General features: G+C 67.6%; 15 protein-coding genes. 8 read left to right on the forward strand and 7 right to left on the reverse strand.

Translation table 11 applies throughout. The annotated features are described in order from the left end of the window. Positions 1 to 65: 65 nt before the first annotated feature. Positions 66 to 311: an excalibur calcium-binding domain-containing protein gene (locus tag PAM7066_RS19375; RefSeq protein ID WP_085854994.1), complete on the forward strand. Its 246-nt coding sequence runs from the start codon at positions 66 to 68 to the stop codon at positions 309 to 311. 3 nt (positions 312 to 314) lie between these two features. Here PAM7066_RS19375 and PAM7066_RS14725 read toward each other — a convergent pair whose 3' ends face one another. From PAM7066_RS14725 to PAM7066_RS14735, 4 genes are all read right to left on the reverse strand, one after another. Beyond that, positions 315 to 941 (reverse strand): DsbA family oxidoreductase, encoded by a 627-nt coding sequence (locus PAM7066_RS14725; RefSeq protein WP_085854995.1) that lies wholly within the window; start codon positions 939 to 941, stop codon positions 315 to 317. 135 nt (positions 942 to 1,076) lie between these two features. Further along, positions 1,077 to 1,430 (reverse strand): CsbD family protein, encoded by a 354-nt coding sequence (locus PAM7066_RS14730; protein WP_085854996.1) that lies wholly within the window; start codon positions 1,428 to 1,430, stop codon positions 1,077 to 1,079. Between the two features lie 58 nt (positions 1,431 to 1,488). Continuing rightward, positions 1,489 to 1,653, reverse strand: coding sequence for a hypothetical protein (locus PAM7066_RS19030; protein WP_175484684.1), 165 nt, complete (start codon positions 1,651 to 1,653; stop codon positions 1,489 to 1,491). Beyond that, positions 1,640 to 3,472: an extracellular solute-binding protein gene (locus PAM7066_RS14735; protein ID WP_085854997.1), complete on the reverse strand. Its 1,833-nt coding sequence runs from the start codon at positions 3,470 to 3,472 to the stop codon at positions 1,640 to 1,642. Before PAM7066_RS14735 ends, PAM7066_RS19030 begins: the two co-directional genes overlap by 14 nt. A 317-nt stretch (positions 3,473 to 3,789) precedes the next feature. Between PAM7066_RS14735 and PAM7066_RS14740 the strand changes: the two genes are divergently transcribed. From PAM7066_RS14740 to dusA, 3 genes are all read left to right on the forward strand, one after another. Next, positions 3,790 to 4,563, forward strand: a complete 774-nt coding sequence (locus PAM7066_RS14740; protein ID WP_085854998.1) for a 3-hydroxybutyrate dehydrogenase — start codon at positions 3,790 to 3,792, stop codon at positions 4,561 to 4,563. Between the two features lie 39 nt (positions 4,564 to 4,602). Next, the gene (locus PAM7066_RS14745; protein ID WP_085854999.1) at positions 4,603 to 5,625 is read left to right on the forward strand and encodes a patatin-like phospholipase family protein; all 1,023 of its coding nucleotides are present in this window, start codon (positions 4,603 to 4,605) and stop codon (positions 5,623 to 5,625) included. A 78-nt stretch (positions 5,626 to 5,703) separates the two neighbouring features. Further along, positions 5,704 to 6,705 (forward strand): tRNA dihydrouridine(20/20a) synthase DusA, encoded by a 1,002-nt coding sequence (gene dusA / locus PAM7066_RS14750; RefSeq protein WP_085855000.1) that lies wholly within the window; start codon positions 5,704 to 5,706, stop codon positions 6,703 to 6,705. Between the two features lie 4 nt (positions 6,706 to 6,709). Here dusA and PAM7066_RS14755 read toward each other — a convergent pair whose 3' ends face one another. Genes PAM7066_RS14755 through ccmI form a run of 3 tightly spaced genes read right to left on the reverse strand, consistent with a single transcriptional unit; the run spans position 6,710 to position 8,615 of the window. Next, a complete protein-coding gene (locus PAM7066_RS14755) occupies positions 6,710 to 6,937 on the reverse strand; it encodes a DUF1289 domain-containing protein (protein ID WP_085855001.1) in 228 nt (75 codons plus the stop codon). Next, on the reverse strand, positions 6,934 to 7,401 hold the full coding sequence (gene ruvX, locus PAM7066_RS14760; RefSeq protein ID WP_085855002.1) for a Holliday junction resolvase RuvX: 468 nt from the start codon (positions 7,399 to 7,401) through the stop codon (positions 6,934 to 6,936). Before ruvX ends, PAM7066_RS14755 begins: the two co-directional genes overlap by 4 nt. Then, positions 7,398 to 8,615: a c-type cytochrome biogenesis protein CcmI gene (ccmI, locus tag PAM7066_RS14765; RefSeq protein WP_090929467.1), complete on the reverse strand. Its 1,218-nt coding sequence runs from the start codon at positions 8,613 to 8,615 to the stop codon at positions 7,398 to 7,400. Before ccmI ends, ruvX begins: the two co-directional genes overlap by 4 nt. Positions 8,616 to 8,791: 176 nt before the next feature. On the opposite strand from ccmI, the gene PAM7066_RS14770 reads away from it, so the two are divergent. From PAM7066_RS14770 to PAM7066_RS14785, 4 genes are read left to right on the forward strand one after another with little or no spacing between them, the layout of a single operon-like run. Beyond that, complete coding sequence (locus PAM7066_RS14770) at positions 8,792 to 10,036, forward strand: sarcosine oxidase subunit beta family protein (protein WP_085855067.1); 1,245 nt, start codon at positions 8,792 to 8,794, stop codon at positions 10,034 to 10,036. A 43-nt stretch (positions 10,037 to 10,079) separates the two neighbouring features. Continuing rightward, positions 10,080 to 10,427, forward strand: coding sequence for a sarcosine oxidase subunit delta (locus tag PAM7066_RS14775; RefSeq protein WP_085855004.1), 348 nt, complete (start codon positions 10,080 to 10,082; stop codon positions 10,425 to 10,427). After that, positions 10,424 to 13,375 (forward strand): sarcosine oxidase subunit alpha family protein, encoded by a 2,952-nt coding sequence (locus tag PAM7066_RS14780; RefSeq protein ID WP_085855005.1) that lies wholly within the window; start codon positions 10,424 to 10,426, stop codon positions 13,373 to 13,375. The genes PAM7066_RS14775 and PAM7066_RS14780 overlap by 4 nt, the downstream gene beginning before the upstream one ends. Next, a complete protein-coding gene (locus PAM7066_RS14785; RefSeq protein ID WP_090929465.1) occupies positions 13,368 to 13,928 on the forward strand; it encodes a sarcosine oxidase subunit gamma in 561 nt (186 codons plus the stop codon). Before PAM7066_RS14780 ends, PAM7066_RS14785 begins: the two co-directional genes overlap by 8 nt. Positions 13,929 to 14,003 lie beyond the last annotated feature (75 nt).

The raw sequence follows: 14,003 nt of genomic DNA on the forward strand, positions 1-14,003 counted from the left end.
GGCGGGTCGCCCGTTAACCGACACGTGCGATTGCGCTTCGCCCCGGCCGCTGTAAGCTGCCTTTCATGCTTCGGGTCTTCATCTTCCTTCTCGCCGCATCACCCGCTCTGGCCGAGCCGCTGCCGAGCGTGAGGGATTCGCCCTTCGCGCCGTTCCTGATCGCGCAAACCTTCACCTGCAGCGGCAAGACGTGCGGCCAGATGGGGTCCTGCGCCGAAGCCTGTCACGCCCTCCTGGTGTGCGGGGAGCGCGCGCGCGACAGGGACAATGACGGCATCCCCTGCGAGAGCCTCTGCTCTGCGCGCTGCTGATCGCTAGCTGCCGATCACCTCGTCCAGCACCCGGTCCCACAGCTCTGGCGGTTGCGCGCCGGGCACGGCATGCCGCTCGCCTACGATGAACGTCGGCACGGCGGTGACACCTCGTTCGCGCGCATGGGAATCGCGCGCGGCCACCTCGTCGCGATCCGCGCCCGCCGCCAGCAGGCGCGCGACCAGGTCCCGGTCCATCTCGATCCGCCCGGCGATCTCGACAAGCACCTCGGGCGCGCCGATATCCTCGCCGCGCTTGAAATAGGCGTCGAACAACGCCGAGACGGCGGCGGTCTGCCGCCCCTCCAGCCCCGCCCAGTGGATCAGGCAATGCGCCGACAGGGTATTCGGCACGCGGGTCATCTTGTCCCACGCGATTTCCACGCCTGCCGCTTCCGCGGCTTCGAGCACGGGGGCATAGGCCGCCAGCGCGCCGTCCCGCCCGCCGAACTTCGCCTCGAGGTATGTCTGCCGGTCGATCCCTTCGGCTGGCATGTCGTAGTTCAGCTGGAAGGGGTGCCATTCGATCACGAAGGGGTGGTCCGGCCGGCGAGACAGCGCGCGGTCGAGGTTAGCCTTGCCGATATAGCACCAGGGGCAGATCGGGTCGGAGAGGATGTCGAGTTTCATGGTGCCTCCTCGCGCTGATGGCGTGCGGCCGCTTTTACCCGGCCAAGGCTGCGTCGCAAGCTTGATCCGGACGCAGAGAAGGCGCGAACCCTTCCGGGCCGCGCCTTCGCCGTCGGTCAGAATGACGCCCTGGCGTCAGGAGGACGGCTTGCGGCCCACGGGGTGGTCCGCCTCGATGTCGTCGCCGAAATTCCTGTCATCGGCATAAACGTCTTCGCCCACGCCGATATGTGCGGCCGAGGCGCGGATGTTCTCGCCGTCACGGGTCTCGTCCATCGCCACGTCGGCCGGGACGGCACCCTGTTCCCACTCCTTGACCTGGCGTTCGGCTTCTGCGGCGGAGAGGGTCTGGCGCTCGGCCACGTAGCTCACCAGCGCGGCGCGATCCCCTTCGAGCCCCAGAAGATCGTTCTCTTCGGTCTCGGGGAAACGCTGCATCAGCGCTTCGGTGAAGGCGGGCCAGTTTCTCTGGATGGCGGTCCACTGCATCGGTGTCCTCCTCGTGTGCTTTCTCAGGCCAATGCGGGCCGCGCGGGGCGGTTCCGCCTCAGGGAAGGTCGTGGCGATCGCGGGTGACGATCATCACGGCGCTGCCGGCCGCATGCATCGTCGCGCCCGCCGCCGTGCCGGCCACCTTGACCGGCACCTTCGCGATCGAACATCCGCCAAGAGCCAGCAGGGCGCAGGCCAGCGCGATCTCAGCCTTCCTCATACCACCACACTTCCGGCAGGAAGCCGAGCCAGTCGCCATAGATCGGCAGCGTCTCGGGGTAGTGCAGGTTGGAGTCGTGGGCCACGTGCGAGACCGGGTTGTACCACACCGGCACAACGTAGCGCCCGGTCGTCAGCACCCGGTCCAGCGCCTTGACCGCCGCCACGTAATCCTCGCGGCTTTCCGAGGTCAGCATCTCGTTGATCAGCCCGTCGATGGCGTCCGACTTCACGCCCATCCAGTTCGAGCTGCCCTCCTGGTCGGCCGCGTCCTTGCCCCAATAGAGGTATTGCTCGTTGCCGGGGCTCAGGCTCATGCCGCGGGTGTACCACGCCATGTCGAAGTCGAAGGCGTTCGTCCGCTCGGTGAACTGGGCCTGGTCGACCAGCGTGATCGTGGGCGAGATGCCCAGCCGATCGAGCGCCGCGACGTAAAGATCCGCCGTCCGCTGCGCCACCTGGGGCTCGTAGCCGCCCTGGCTGAGCAGGATCTCGATCTCGAACGGCTCGCCCGCCTCGTTGCGCAGGGCGCCGCCGTCGCCGATGGTCCAGCCGGCCTCTTGCAGAAGCCCAAGCGCCGCGCGGGTGTTGGCGCGGTTCCGCTCGGAGCCGTCGCTTTCGGGCAGCGAATACCCCTCCATCGCGCCGGGAAGCAGGTCGTCCTCGTACTTCGCCAGCAGTTCGGCCACGCGCCCTTCGGCGGGGCCGTGATCCATGCCGAGCTGCGAATTCGAGAAGTAGGACTCGATTCGGGGCAGGGTGCTGCCGTTCAGGACCTGGTTCACGAACTCGAAGTTGAACGCCTGGATCAGCGCCTCGCGCACGCGCCAGTCGTCGAAGGGCGCCTCGCGGGTGTTCATCACGAAGCCGGTGATCCCCGAGGGGCGCTCGTGCGGGATGTCGGACTTGACCACCTCGCCGGACTCGATGCGCGGGAAGGCGTATTGAGTCTCCCACCGCTGCGCGTCCGTCTCGCGGTTGATCGACAGGGCGCCGGACTTGAACGCCTCGAACATCACGGCCTGGTCGCCGTAGAACTCCATCCGGATCTCGTCGAGGTTCGCTTGCCCGGCCATGAACGGCAGGTCGTTGCCCCAATAATCGGGATCGCGCGCCAGGGTGACGTAGCGGCCGGGTTCATAGTCAGAAATCACGTAGGGCGCGGTCGTGATCGGGATGGTTTCGAGGCTCGAATCGGCGAAATCCTTGCCTTCCCACTGGGCCTTCTTCAGGATCGGCCGCATCCCCATGATGAGCGCGAGTTCACGATCGTTCTCGTTGAATTCGAACCGCACCGTCCGGTCGTTCACGGCCCGGGCATCGGCGACCTTCAACCACGCGCCGCGGTAGCGGGGGTTCCCCTCGGTCCCGAGGGTCTCGTAGCTCCACAGAACGTCCTCGACCGTGACCGGCGTGCCATCCGAGAACTTGGCCTCGGGGCGCAGGGTGAACTCCACCCAGCTGCCATCATCGGCGACGTCGATCGATTCAGCCAGAAGTCCGTACAGGGTGAACGGCTCGTCATATGACCGACCCATCAGCGATTCGTAGGCGAGCGAGCGCAGCTGCCAAGGCGGATTGCCCTTCAGGATCATGGGGTTGAGAGAGTCGTATGATCCAACTTCGCCGGTCACGAGCCGCCCGCCCTTGGGTGCGTCCGGGTTTGCATAGGGAAGGTGCGCATAGTCCGGCGGCAGGGCGGGTTCGCCGAACATGGCGACACCGTGTTGCGGCTCGGCCACGGCAGCGCTCCCGAGCAGGGCGGCGCCGACGGCGGCAAGACGACAGATTTGACGGGCGGAACGGACGATCGATCTCATATCGGGTGGGACTCCAGACGGTGCGGATCGAGGATCAACTTATGGGAGTAACTCCCCGAGATATAGCTTTTCCTTTTGCCTTCCCGGGGAATCGGCGTATATAGGGGGCACTGCTCGATAGGTTTCTTGCCTGTATGAAACCTGCCTCAATGACTTAACGCCCGCCTCGTGCGGGCGTTTTTTTTGGGCCCGCGGAACAGGTCACCCGCATCGGCGATCCGGGCCGGACGCTCAACCCCGTTTTGCGATGGATCACGCCGGTGTGAGAGCTATCTGCGCCGTGAAACCGCGGCCGTTCCGCGCGAAGGGAGTGCATCATGGATCTCAAGGGCAAGACCGCCATCGTCACCGGCTCGAACTCGGGAATCGGGCTTGGCGTGGTGCGCGAACTTGCGCGCGCCGGTGCCGACGTCGTGCTGAACTCGTTCACCGACCGCGACGAGGATCACGACCTCGCCCGCGCGATCGGGGACGAGTTCGGCGTGACCGCGCGCTACATCCGCGCTGACCTGTCGAAGGGGGACGAGGCTCGCAAGCTGATCGAGGATTCCGGGCGCTGCGACATCCTGATGAACAACGCCGGCATCCAGCACGTCGCCGGCATCGAGGATTTCCCGACCGAAAGATGGGACGCGATCATCGCCATCATGCTGTCCTCGGCCTTCCACACGGCAGCCGTGGCGGTCCCGATGATGCGCGAGCAGGGCTGGGGCCGGATCATCAACCTTGCCTCGGCGCACGGGCTGCGCGCCTCCCCCTACAAGTCCGCATATGTCGCGGCCAAGCACGGGGTGGTGGGCCTGACCAAGGTGATCGCGCTGGAAACCGCGCAGGACCCGATCACCGCCAACGCGATCTGCCCCGGCTACGTGATGACGCCGCTGGTCGAGGACCAGATCCCCGACACCATGAAGAAATACGACATGGACCGCGAGACGGCGATCAAGGAGGTCATCCTCGAACGCCAGCCCTCGAAGGATTTCGCGACCGTCGAACAGATCGGCGGGGTCGCGACCTTCCTGTGCTCGGCCGCGGCGGCGCAGATCACCGGCACGACGATTTCGGTCGATGGAGGCTGGACCGCGCGGTAGGGCGCGGCGCCTGGCGGCGACACCAAGGAAGGCGAACGGATGCCCGACGTGAAGCGGATCAACATCGCGCTGCAAGGTGGCGGTGCCCACGGGGCGTTCACCTGGGGTGTGCTCGACCGGATCCTGGAAAGCGACCGGGTCGAGATCGCGGCGATCTCGGGGACATCGGCCGGTGCGTTGAACGGGGCGGCGCTGAAGGCGGGGCTTGCGCGGGGCGGACCGGACGCTGCGCGCGAGACGCTCGGCTGGCTTTGGGCGCGAATCCTCAGGGTCAGGGACCTGAAGCTCGCCACCTGGCTGTCACCGATGGCGCCGGCGACCGGCGCGATCTCGCGCGCGATCGAGTATTCGACGCTCTACACGGTGGGGGACATCCTCGGGCAGGCGACCTCTCCCTATGCGCTGGGGCCGTTCTACCGCAATCCGCTGGCCCCCATCGTCTCGGACATGCGCTTCGAAGACATCTGTTCCCCGGCGGGTCCCGAGCTTCACGTTTGCGCCACGAATGTCCGCACCGGCAAGATCCGGGTCTTCTCGGGGGCCGAGCTGAGCCCTTCGGCGCTTCTGGCCTCGTCCTGCCTTCCCTCTATGTTCCAGGCGGTCGAGATCGACGGCGAGGCCTATTGGGACGGCGGCTATACCGGGAATCCCGCGCTCTTTCCCCTTTATGACCCCGCGCTGCCGGGCGACGTGGTGATCGTGAACATCAACCCGCTGCTGCGCGACGACCTGCCCTATACCGCCCAAGAAATCCACAACCGGATCAACGAGATCTCCTTCAACAGCTCGCTCCTGCGCGACCTGCGGGCCATCCGGTTCGTGCAACGTCTGCTCGAAGAGGGGACGATGCCCGAGGGCGCGATGAAATACGTCTTCGTGCACATGATCGCGGATGACGAGCTCATGCGGGACCTGTCGGTCGCGACGAAGATGATCCCTTCGGCCGTTCTGGCCGACCGCCTGTTCCGCGCCGGCCGCTTGGCCGCCGAGCGATTCCTCGACGCGCATCTCGAGGATCTGGGCCACCGCTCGACCGTCGACCTGGCCGAGATGTACGACTGACGCGGCCCCGGGCAACTTGGCATTCGCCGCCGGAGCCTTTACCTGAACGGATCGCGCAGGAAGAAGCCCAGGCCACCGATGACGGAACGACCCGCAGATCTCGACACCGCCGCTCGCCTGTCCGTCGCCCCGATGATGGACTGGACGGACCGGCATTGCCGCGTGTTCCACCGCAAGATGTCGCGCCATGCGCTACTCTATACCGAGATGATCACCGCCCCCGCGCTGGTCCGGGGCGGGGCCCGGCACCTGATTGCCTTCGACGACAGCGAGCACCCGGTCGCCCTGCAACTGGGCGGCTCCGACCCGCGCGAGCTGGCCGAGGCCGCCAAGATCGGGGCCGAGGAGGGCTACGACCAGATCGACCTGAACTGCGGCTGCCCGTCCGACCGCGTCCAGTCCGGCACGTTCGGCGCGGTGCTCATGCGCCACTCCGACCTCGTTGCCGACTGTGCGGCCGAGATGATCCACGCCCAAGGGCGCGAGGTCACCGTGAAATGCCGCATCGGGGTGGACGAGCAAGAGCCCGAGGCCGTCTTGCCCGACTTCCTGCAGAAGATCTCTGCCGCGGGCGTCCGGCGCGTGACGATCCACGCCCGCAAGGCCTGGCTCCAGGGCCTCAGCCCGAAGGAGAATCGCGACGTCCCGCCGCTCGACTACCCGCTCGTCCACCGGATGAAGGCGGCGTTCCCCGATCTCCACATCTCGATAAACGGGGGGATCGACAGCCTCGACGCGGCGTCCGCGCATCTGGATGCGCTCGACGGTGTGATGATCGGACGCGCCGCCTACCAGCGCCCCGCCGATATCCTGCTCGACGCCGACCGCCGCATCTTCGGCGACGACGCGCCGCGCCCCACGGCCGAGGATGTCGCACTTGAGATGATCCCCTACGCCGAGGCGCACATCGTCACCGGCGGTCGCCTGCACCAGGTCACGCGCCACATGCTGGGCCTCTTCACGGGCCGCCCCGGCGCGCGGCACTGGCGGCGCATCCTGTCCGAAGGCGCGAACCGCCCCGGCGCCGACGGTCGCCTCGTCGAAGAGGCGCTGTCGGCCGTCACGCGCGAGGTTGCCTGACCCGCTACTCCCGCGTCCGCGCCCGCCCACCCCGACGGCGGGCGATCAGGCCCTGACGGCTCGGCAGTTCGGCCAGCACCTCGCGCCGCTCGTCGTCGGACATCATGCTCCAGCCCGAGATCTCGTTGATCGAGCGCAGGCAACCGGTGCACAGCCGGGACTGAGGATGGATCACGCAGACCTTGATGCACGGGCTCTGAACCTCGTCGCGTTTCCAGACGTCGTCGCTCATCCGATCCTCGTCAGCCTGTCCAATGCACCCTGCAGGATGTAGGCGGCCGCGACCTGGTCCACCACCTCGGCCCGGCGGGCGCGGCTGGTATCGGCTTCGAGCAGCGCACGCTCGGCCGCCACCGTCGACAGCCGCTCGTCCCAGAAGCCGATCGGCAGGTCCAGCAGCCGCGACAGGTTGCGGGCGAAGGCGCGGGTGGATTGAGCGCGCGGCCCCTCGCTGCCGTCCATGTTGCGCGGCAGGCCCATGACAATGCCGCCGATCTCGCGGCCCTCGGCAATCTCGACAAGCCGCCCGGCATCCTGCGTGAACTTCTTGCGGCGCACCGTCTCGATCCCGCTCGCCACGGACCGCATCCGGTCCGACACCGCCACCCCGATCGTCTTGGTGCCGAAATCGAGTCCCATCAGCGCGCGCATGGGCGGCAGGTCGGCGGCGAACTCTTCCATCCGGTCATGGATCATCGCGCGACACCCGCCTGCGCGGCGGCCTCCTCGATCAGGGCAAGGTCGGCGGGCTGGTTGCCGAACACCTGCTGCGCCTCGCCATAGATGGCCGCCGCGCGCTCGGTGTCGCCCATCACCCCCAGCGCCGAGATCAGCCGCGCCCAGTCCGGCGCCGGCCCGCCCTCGGTGGCAAGGCGCTCGGTGAGGCGCGCGACCATGCCCACGATCATCTCCTGCCGCGCCTCGGGGGACATCTCGGCCGCGGCGGCCATGTCCTCGGCCGTAGGGCCGGGCGCCACGGACGGAGCCTGGTAGTCGATTCCGGCGCGCGCGGCGACCTCGCCAATCTGGGCGCGGGCCGCCGAGACCCAGGCCGCGTCGGCCGGGGCAGTCTCGAGCAGCGGGCGCCAGATGGCGAAGGCGCGGTCCGGGCGGCCGGTCTGCAGGTAGCTCAGCCCCTTGAAATAGAGCGCGCGGGTGTCACTCCGGTCGATTGCGAGGGCGGCATCGAACTGTGCCTCGGCCTCGGGCGAGACGTAGCCACCGGCGTTCATCACCATCAACTCTCCCAGGAAGGCGTGGGTCTCGGCGGTGGTCTCCTCGCCCAGAAGCGCCACGAGCCGTTCCTGTGCGTCGCGGGCCGCGGCGAAATTGCCCAGCCGCGCCTCGTTCACGGCCAGAAGCCGCAGGCCTTGCGGATCGTCGGGCCGGTCTTGCATGGTGCTGCGCAGACGGTCGATCAGCAACGCGAATTCGGGAGCAGGCTCCACGGGGTCGGGCAGGGCGCCGATCTCTTGCGCGCGCGCCTCGGCGTCGGCCTGGCTCAAGCGCTCGGCCCGGGCGGCGTCGGCATCGGCCAGCCGAGCGCGCAGCGGCAGGTCGGGATAGCCCGGCGCGCCCTGGTTCCAGTAGATCGCTACCCCACCCACCATAACTGCCAGCGCGACGAGGCCCGCGGCCACGAGCCGCACTTTGCGGGGTGCCTGGTGGGCCTGGCGCACGCCGCGACGGTCCGCCTCAAGCAGGCGGCGCGCGACTTCGGCGCGCGTGCGCTCGGCCTCGTCTCCGGTCAGGACACCGCGTGCCAGGTCCCGATCGATCTCGGCCAGCTGGTCGCGGTAGATCGCCATGTCCTGCGCCGGTTCGCGCGACCCGTCCGATCGGAACAGCGCCGCCAGGACGGGCAGGGTGCCCAGGGCGGCGATCAGCACGGCGGCGATCCAGAACAGCATTTCGGTCCTTCCCCAAAGCGGGTCCGGCGTCCTCTCTAGACCCATCGCGGCCCGGCGGAAAGCGCATGGGACATCGCGCCGCGCCGGTCATGTCGCAAATATCGTTGAACATGCCGCTGCGGCGCATCTACTCGGACGCACCGGGCCGTACCACGGGCCGGACGGAAGGGACGCCGATGAAACGCTATTCTGCCTTCGCCATCGCCCGCGAGGCGTTTCGCCACCATACCGGCTGGACGCGCGCCTGGCGCAGCCCCGCGCCGAAGTCGCGCTACGACGTCGTCATCGTCGGCGCGGGCGGCCACGGCCTCGCCACCGCCTACTGGCTGGGCAAGAACCACGGCATCACCAACGTGGCGGTGCTGGAAAAAGGTTGGCTCGGTGGCGGCAACACGGGCCGCAACACCACGATCATCCGCTCGAACTATCTGCAGGACCCGTCGGCCGCGCTGTACGAAAAGTCGCGCAGCCTCTTCGAGACGATGAGCCAGGACCTGAATTACAACGTCATGTTCTCGCCCCGTGGCGTGCTGATGCTGGCCCAGACCGAGCATGAAAAGCGCGGCTACCTGCGCACCGCCCACGCCAACGCGCTGCAGGGTATCGACACGCGTTTCATCGGGCCGAAAGAGGTCAAGGAGATCTGCCCGATCATGAACACCGAAGGGCCGCGCTATCCGGTCCTAGGCGGTTTGTGGCAAAAGCGCGCCGGCACCGCCCGCCACGACGCCGTCGCCTGGGGCTATGCGCGCGCCTGCTCGGACATGGGCATGGACATCATCGAACAGTGCGAGGTGACGGGCGTCACCCGCGACGGCGGCAAGGTCACCGGCGTCGACACCACGCGCGGCCGGATCGCCACCGACAAGATGGGCATCGTCGTCGCGGGGCATTCGGGTCGCCTGGCCGAAATGGCCGGCTTCCGCCTTCCCATCGAATCCGTGCCGCTGCAGGCGTTGGTCTCCGAGCCGATCAAGCCCTGCATGGATATCGTCGTGATGGCCAACACCGTCCACGGCTATCTCAGCCAGTCCGACAAGGGCGAGATGGTGATCGGCGGGGGCACCGATGCCTACAACGCCTACACCCAGCGCGGCAGCTTCCACCATATCGAGGAAACCGTGCGCTCGCTGATCGAGATCTTCCCCATGATCTCGCGTCTGAAGATGCTGCGCCAGTGGGGCGGCATCGTGGACATGACCGGCGACCGCTCGCCCATCCTGTCGAAGACGCCCGTGGACGGCATCTTCATCAACTGCGGCTGGGGCACGGGCGGCTTCAAGGCCACCCCCGGCTCGGGCTTCGCCTTCGCCGAACTGATGGCCACCGGGAAAAGCCCCCTGACCGACGCCTTCTCGCTGGACCGCTTCCGCGAAGGCCGCTTCATCGACGAGAGCGTCGCGGCGGGGGTGGCGCATTGACTGCCCTGCGCCCGAAAGACGGCCTCACCACCAAGGGGTTTCCATGCTGATCCTCCACTGCCCCTATTGCGGCGTCGATGCCGACGAGACCGAGCTTTCCCCCGGCGGCGAGGCGCACCTGACGCGCCACGGACCGGGCTCGGACGACACCGATTTCGAAAGCTACCTCTTCATGCGCGAGAACCCAAAGGGTCCCCAATTCGAGCGGTGGCGCCACGCCATGGGCTGCGGCAAGTGGTTCCACGCCGCCCGCCACACGGTCACCATGCAGGTCTTCGGCACCTATCCCGCGCAGACCCAGAGGCCCCCGCAGGAGATCCTCGACCGGATTTCGGCCGCCCAACCCGGTTGGCGCTGGCGCGATCTGGGCGACGAAGGACAGCGCGCATGACCAGCTATCGCCTGACGACCCCTGGCCGCCGCATCGTGCGCGGCCGCCGCCTGAACTTCACCTTCGACGGCAAGCCGCACGAGGGGCTGCATGGCGACACGATCGCCTCGGCGCTGATGGCGGGCGGTCGCACCCTGATGGGTCGGTCATTCAAGTACCACCGCCCCCGCGGCCCCGTCACCGCCGGCCACGAAGAGCCGAACGCCCTCGTCGGCACCGGCACCGGATCCCGGTTCGAGCCCAACCAGCGCGCCACCACCACGCGCCTCCACGAAGGACTGCGCGCCACCTCGCAGAACCGCTGGCCGACGCTCGATCACGACATCGGCGCGATCAACTCGCGGCTCTCGCGCTTTCTGCCCGCCGGGTTCTACTACAAGACCTTCACCTGGCCCGCCGCCTTCTGGGAGAAAGTCTACGAGCCCATCATCCGTCGCTCCGCCGGCCTCGGCCGCCCGCCCGAAGGGCCGGACGCGGACCGCTACGAGCACTTCTATGCCCATTGCGACCTGGCCGTCGTCGGTGGCGGTGTCGCGGGGATCGCCGCCGCGCTGAAGGCGGCGCGCGAGGGCAAGCGTGTCCTGTTGTTGGAGCAGGACACGCTCTGGGGCGGGCGCAGCATCACGGACGGCACCATGATGGAAGGCGAGGCGCCCGCCGACTGGACCGCCGCACGCATCGCCGAGCTCGAGGGGATGGAGAACGTCACCCTGCGCCTGAACCTGCAGGGCTCGGGCGTCTACGACCATGGCTACCTGACGGCCTACGAGTGGGTGGCCGAGGATCGCCCCGGCGCCGACGCCCCCCGTCACCGCCTCTGGCGCATCCGAGCCGGCCACATCATCACCGCCACCGGCGCGATCGAGCGTCCGTTGCCGTTCGCCGGCAACGACATACCGGGGGTCATGCTCGCCTCGGCCGTGCGCGACTATGTCAGCGACTACGCGGTGACGCCCGGCCGCCGGGTGATCATCGTCACGAACAATGACGACGCCTACCGCACCGCGCTGGCGCTTCTCGACGCCGGCGTGACGGTCCCGCTTGTCGTCGACGCCCGCCACGAGGCTGCTGGCGAACTGGCCCGGCAGGTCCGGGACCGCGGCGTCGAGATAGCGACCGCGTCCGGCATCACTGCCGAAGGCGGCAAGGAGGTTACAGGCGTCCGGGTGGTCGACATCGCCGGGAACGGCTCGGGCGGTCGGCTGGTCCGCTGCGACGCGATCGCCATGTCGGGCGGCTGGTCGCCGGTTCCGCACCTGTGGTCCCATTGCGGCGGCAAGCTTCTGTGGGATGACGCGCAAGGCTTCTTCTACCCCGATCCCGACCGTCCGCCGCTTGGCGCTGACGGGATGGGCATGGTCTCGGCGGTGGGGGCGGCTGCGGGGGATCTGACGCTTTCCCGTGCCGGTCTTCGACAGGACTCCAAGGGCTCCCTCACGGAACAGCCGACGCGGCCCGTCTGGGTGATGCCGGAGGGTGCTGGCCCGGATCTGCGGGCGAAGATGTTCCTCGACTACCAGAACGACGTGAAGGTCACTGACGTGCAGCTCGCGGCACGCGAAGGCTTCGTCAGCGTGGAGCATGCAAAGCGCTACACGACGCTCGGCATGGCGACGGATCAGGGTAAGCTCAGCAACATCAACGGACTGGCTGTGCTTTCGGCACAAGTCGGCAACTCGATCCCGCAGGTCGGGACCACCACCTTCCGGCCTCCCTACGTCCCGATATCGATGGGATCGATCGCGGGAGCGGCCCGCGGCGACATCTTCCAGCCCCTCCGTCGAACGCCGCTGCACGACTGGCACGAAGCGCGCGGCACCCGGTGGGAACCGGTCGGCCACTGGCGGCGCCCCTTCTGCTATCCGCGGGCCGGCGAAGATCCCCACGCGGCGGTGATGCGCGAGGTGAAGAACGCAAGGCAAACCCTTGGATTGCTGGATGCTTCCACGCTGGGAAAGATCGTAGTGAAGGGCCCGGATGCGGGTCGGTTCCTCGATCTGCTCTACACGAACATGATGAGTACCCTGAAGGTCGGCCGCTGTCGCTACGGGCTCATGTGCTCGGAAAACGGCTTCCTGATGGATGACGGCGTGGTTGCCCGCCTGACCGAGGACACCTTCCTGTGCCACACGACCAGCGGCGGGGCGGACCGCATCCACGCGCATATGGAGGAATGGCTGCAGACCGAATGGTGGGACATGCAGGTCTATGTCGCCAACATCACCGAGCAATGGGCGCAGATCGCCGTCGTGGGGCCAAATGCCCGCAAGGTGCTGGAAAAGCTGGGAGGAATGGACCTTTCAAGGGATGCGCTGCCCTTCATGGCCTGGGCCGAGGGCGAGATCGCCGGGCTTCCGGCGCGAGTCTTCCGCATCTCGTTCTCGGGCGAGCTGAGTTACGAGATCGCGGTTTCTGCCAACCATGGCAAGGCACTGTGGGACAAACTTCTGAGCGCAGGTGAAGAGTTCGGAGTAATGCCTTACGGGACCGAGGCCTTGCACGTCCTCCGCGCGGAAAAGGGCTTCATCATGATCGGGGACGAAAGCGACGGCACCGTGATCCCGCAGGATCTGGGGCTCGGCTGGGCGATCTCGAAGAGGAAGGACGACTACATCGGCAAGCGCGCGCAGGAGCGGGTTCACATGACCGACCCGAAGCGCTGGAAGCTGGTGGGACTTCAGACTCTGGACGGCAGCGTCCTGCCGGACGGGGCCTATGCGGTCGCCGAGGGCACCAACGAGAATGGGCAGCGCAACACCCAGGGCCGCGTGACCTCGACCTACCATTCCCCGACGCTTGGCCACGGGATCGCGATGGGGTTGGTGCTGAACGGACCGGACCGGATGGGTGAGGTTCTCGACTTCCCCGGCACCGACAGCACGGTCCACAAGGCCCGAATTTGCGACCCGGTCTTCTATGACAAGGAAGGGGCCAAGCAGGATGTCTGACCTTCAAAGTGCGCTGCAGGGTGCACGGTTTGACGGCTATGTTTCGGTGTTCGAGGCGCAACCGGCCGGGATGATCCAGTTGCGGGCCGATCTGGCCGAGGATGCGGTTGCGCATGCCGTGCATCGGGCCACCGGGGCGACCATCCCGCAGCCTCTGGGGCTGTCCACCGGGGATCGCGGCGAAGCCCTCTGGATGGCGCCGGACGAGCTGTTGCTCCGCGTGTTGACGGACGCCATTCCTGAGCTGCTGGCCGACGTTCAGGACGACCTGCGGGATCATCATCACCTGGCGTTGGACGTCAGCGCCATGCGCACCGAAATCCGCGTCGAAGGGGCGGCAGTTCGCGAGGTCCTGGCCAAGGTGACGCCGGTGGATATGGAAACGCTGAAGCCCGGCACGGTGAGGCGCACGCGCCTTGCGCAGGTGGCCGCGGCCATCTGGCTATCGAACGACGAAACCGCCCATGTCCTGTGCTTTCGCTCGGTCGCGACCTACGTGTTCGACGTGCTTTCCGTCAGTGCACGAAAAGGCGGGGAAGTCGGCGCGTTCTGAGGGTTTCCCGGCGCGTCGGGCGCTCTAGATCACGCATCAGCGAGCGGTCCGACCCGCGGATCGCCGCCCGAAATT

The organism is Palleronia marisminoris (assembly GCF_900172315.1).
In the GTDB taxonomy this organism is placed as follows: Bacteria; Pseudomonadota; Alphaproteobacteria; order Rhodobacterales; family Rhodobacteraceae; genus Palleronia; species Palleronia marisminoris.

What these genes read in the sequence shown, in the direction of transcription:
- PAM7066_RS19375 (WP_085854994.1), top strand. Translation starts at nt 66, where the DNA reads ATGCTTCGGGTCTTCATCTTCCTTCTCGCCGCATCACCCGCTCTGGCC.
- PAM7066_RS14725 (WP_085854995.1), bottom strand. Translation starts at nt 941, where the DNA reads ATGAAACTCGACATCCTCTCCGACCCGATCTGCCCCTGGTGCTATATC.
- PAM7066_RS14730 (WP_085854996.1), bottom strand. Translation starts at nt 1,430, where the DNA reads ATGCAGTGGACCGCCATCCAGAGAAACTGGCCCGCCTTCACCGAAGCG.
- PAM7066_RS19030 (WP_175484684.1), bottom strand. Translation starts at nt 1,653, where the DNA reads ATGAGGAAGGCTGAGATCGCGCTGGCCTGCGCCCTGCTGGCTCTTGGC.
- PAM7066_RS14735 (WP_085854997.1), bottom strand. Translation starts at nt 3,472, where the DNA reads ATGAGATCGATCGTCCGTTCCGCCCGTCAAATCTGTCGTCTTGCCGCC.
- PAM7066_RS14740 (WP_085854998.1), top strand. Translation starts at nt 3,790, where the DNA reads ATGGATCTCAAGGGCAAGACCGCCATCGTCACCGGCTCGAACTCGGGA.
- PAM7066_RS14745 (WP_085854999.1), top strand. Translation starts at nt 4,603, where the DNA reads ATGCCCGACGTGAAGCGGATCAACATCGCGCTGCAAGGTGGCGGTGCC.
- dusA (WP_085855000.1), top strand. Translation starts at nt 5,704, where the DNA reads ATGACGGAACGACCCGCAGATCTCGACACCGCCGCTCGCCTGTCCGTC.
- PAM7066_RS14755 (WP_085855001.1), bottom strand. Translation starts at nt 6,937, where the DNA reads ATGAGCGACGACGTCTGGAAACGCGACGAGGTTCAGAGCCCGTGCATC.
- ruvX (WP_085855002.1), bottom strand. Translation starts at nt 7,401, where the DNA reads ATGATCCATGACCGGATGGAAGAGTTCGCCGCCGACCTGCCGCCCATG.
- ccmI (WP_090929467.1), bottom strand. Translation starts at nt 8,615, where the DNA reads ATGCTGTTCTGGATCGCCGCCGTGCTGATCGCCGCCCTGGGCACCCTG.
- PAM7066_RS14770 (WP_085855067.1), top strand. Translation starts at nt 8,792, where the DNA reads ATGAAACGCTATTCTGCCTTCGCCATCGCCCGCGAGGCGTTTCGCCAC.
- PAM7066_RS14775 (WP_085855004.1), top strand. Translation starts at nt 10,080, where the DNA reads ATGCTGATCCTCCACTGCCCCTATTGCGGCGTCGATGCCGACGAGACC.
- PAM7066_RS14780 (WP_085855005.1), top strand. Translation starts at nt 10,424, where the DNA reads ATGACCAGCTATCGCCTGACGACCCCTGGCCGCCGCATCGTGCGCGGC.
- PAM7066_RS14785 (WP_090929465.1), top strand. Translation starts at nt 13,368, where the DNA reads ATGTCTGACCTTCAAAGTGCGCTGCAGGGTGCACGGTTTGACGGCTAT.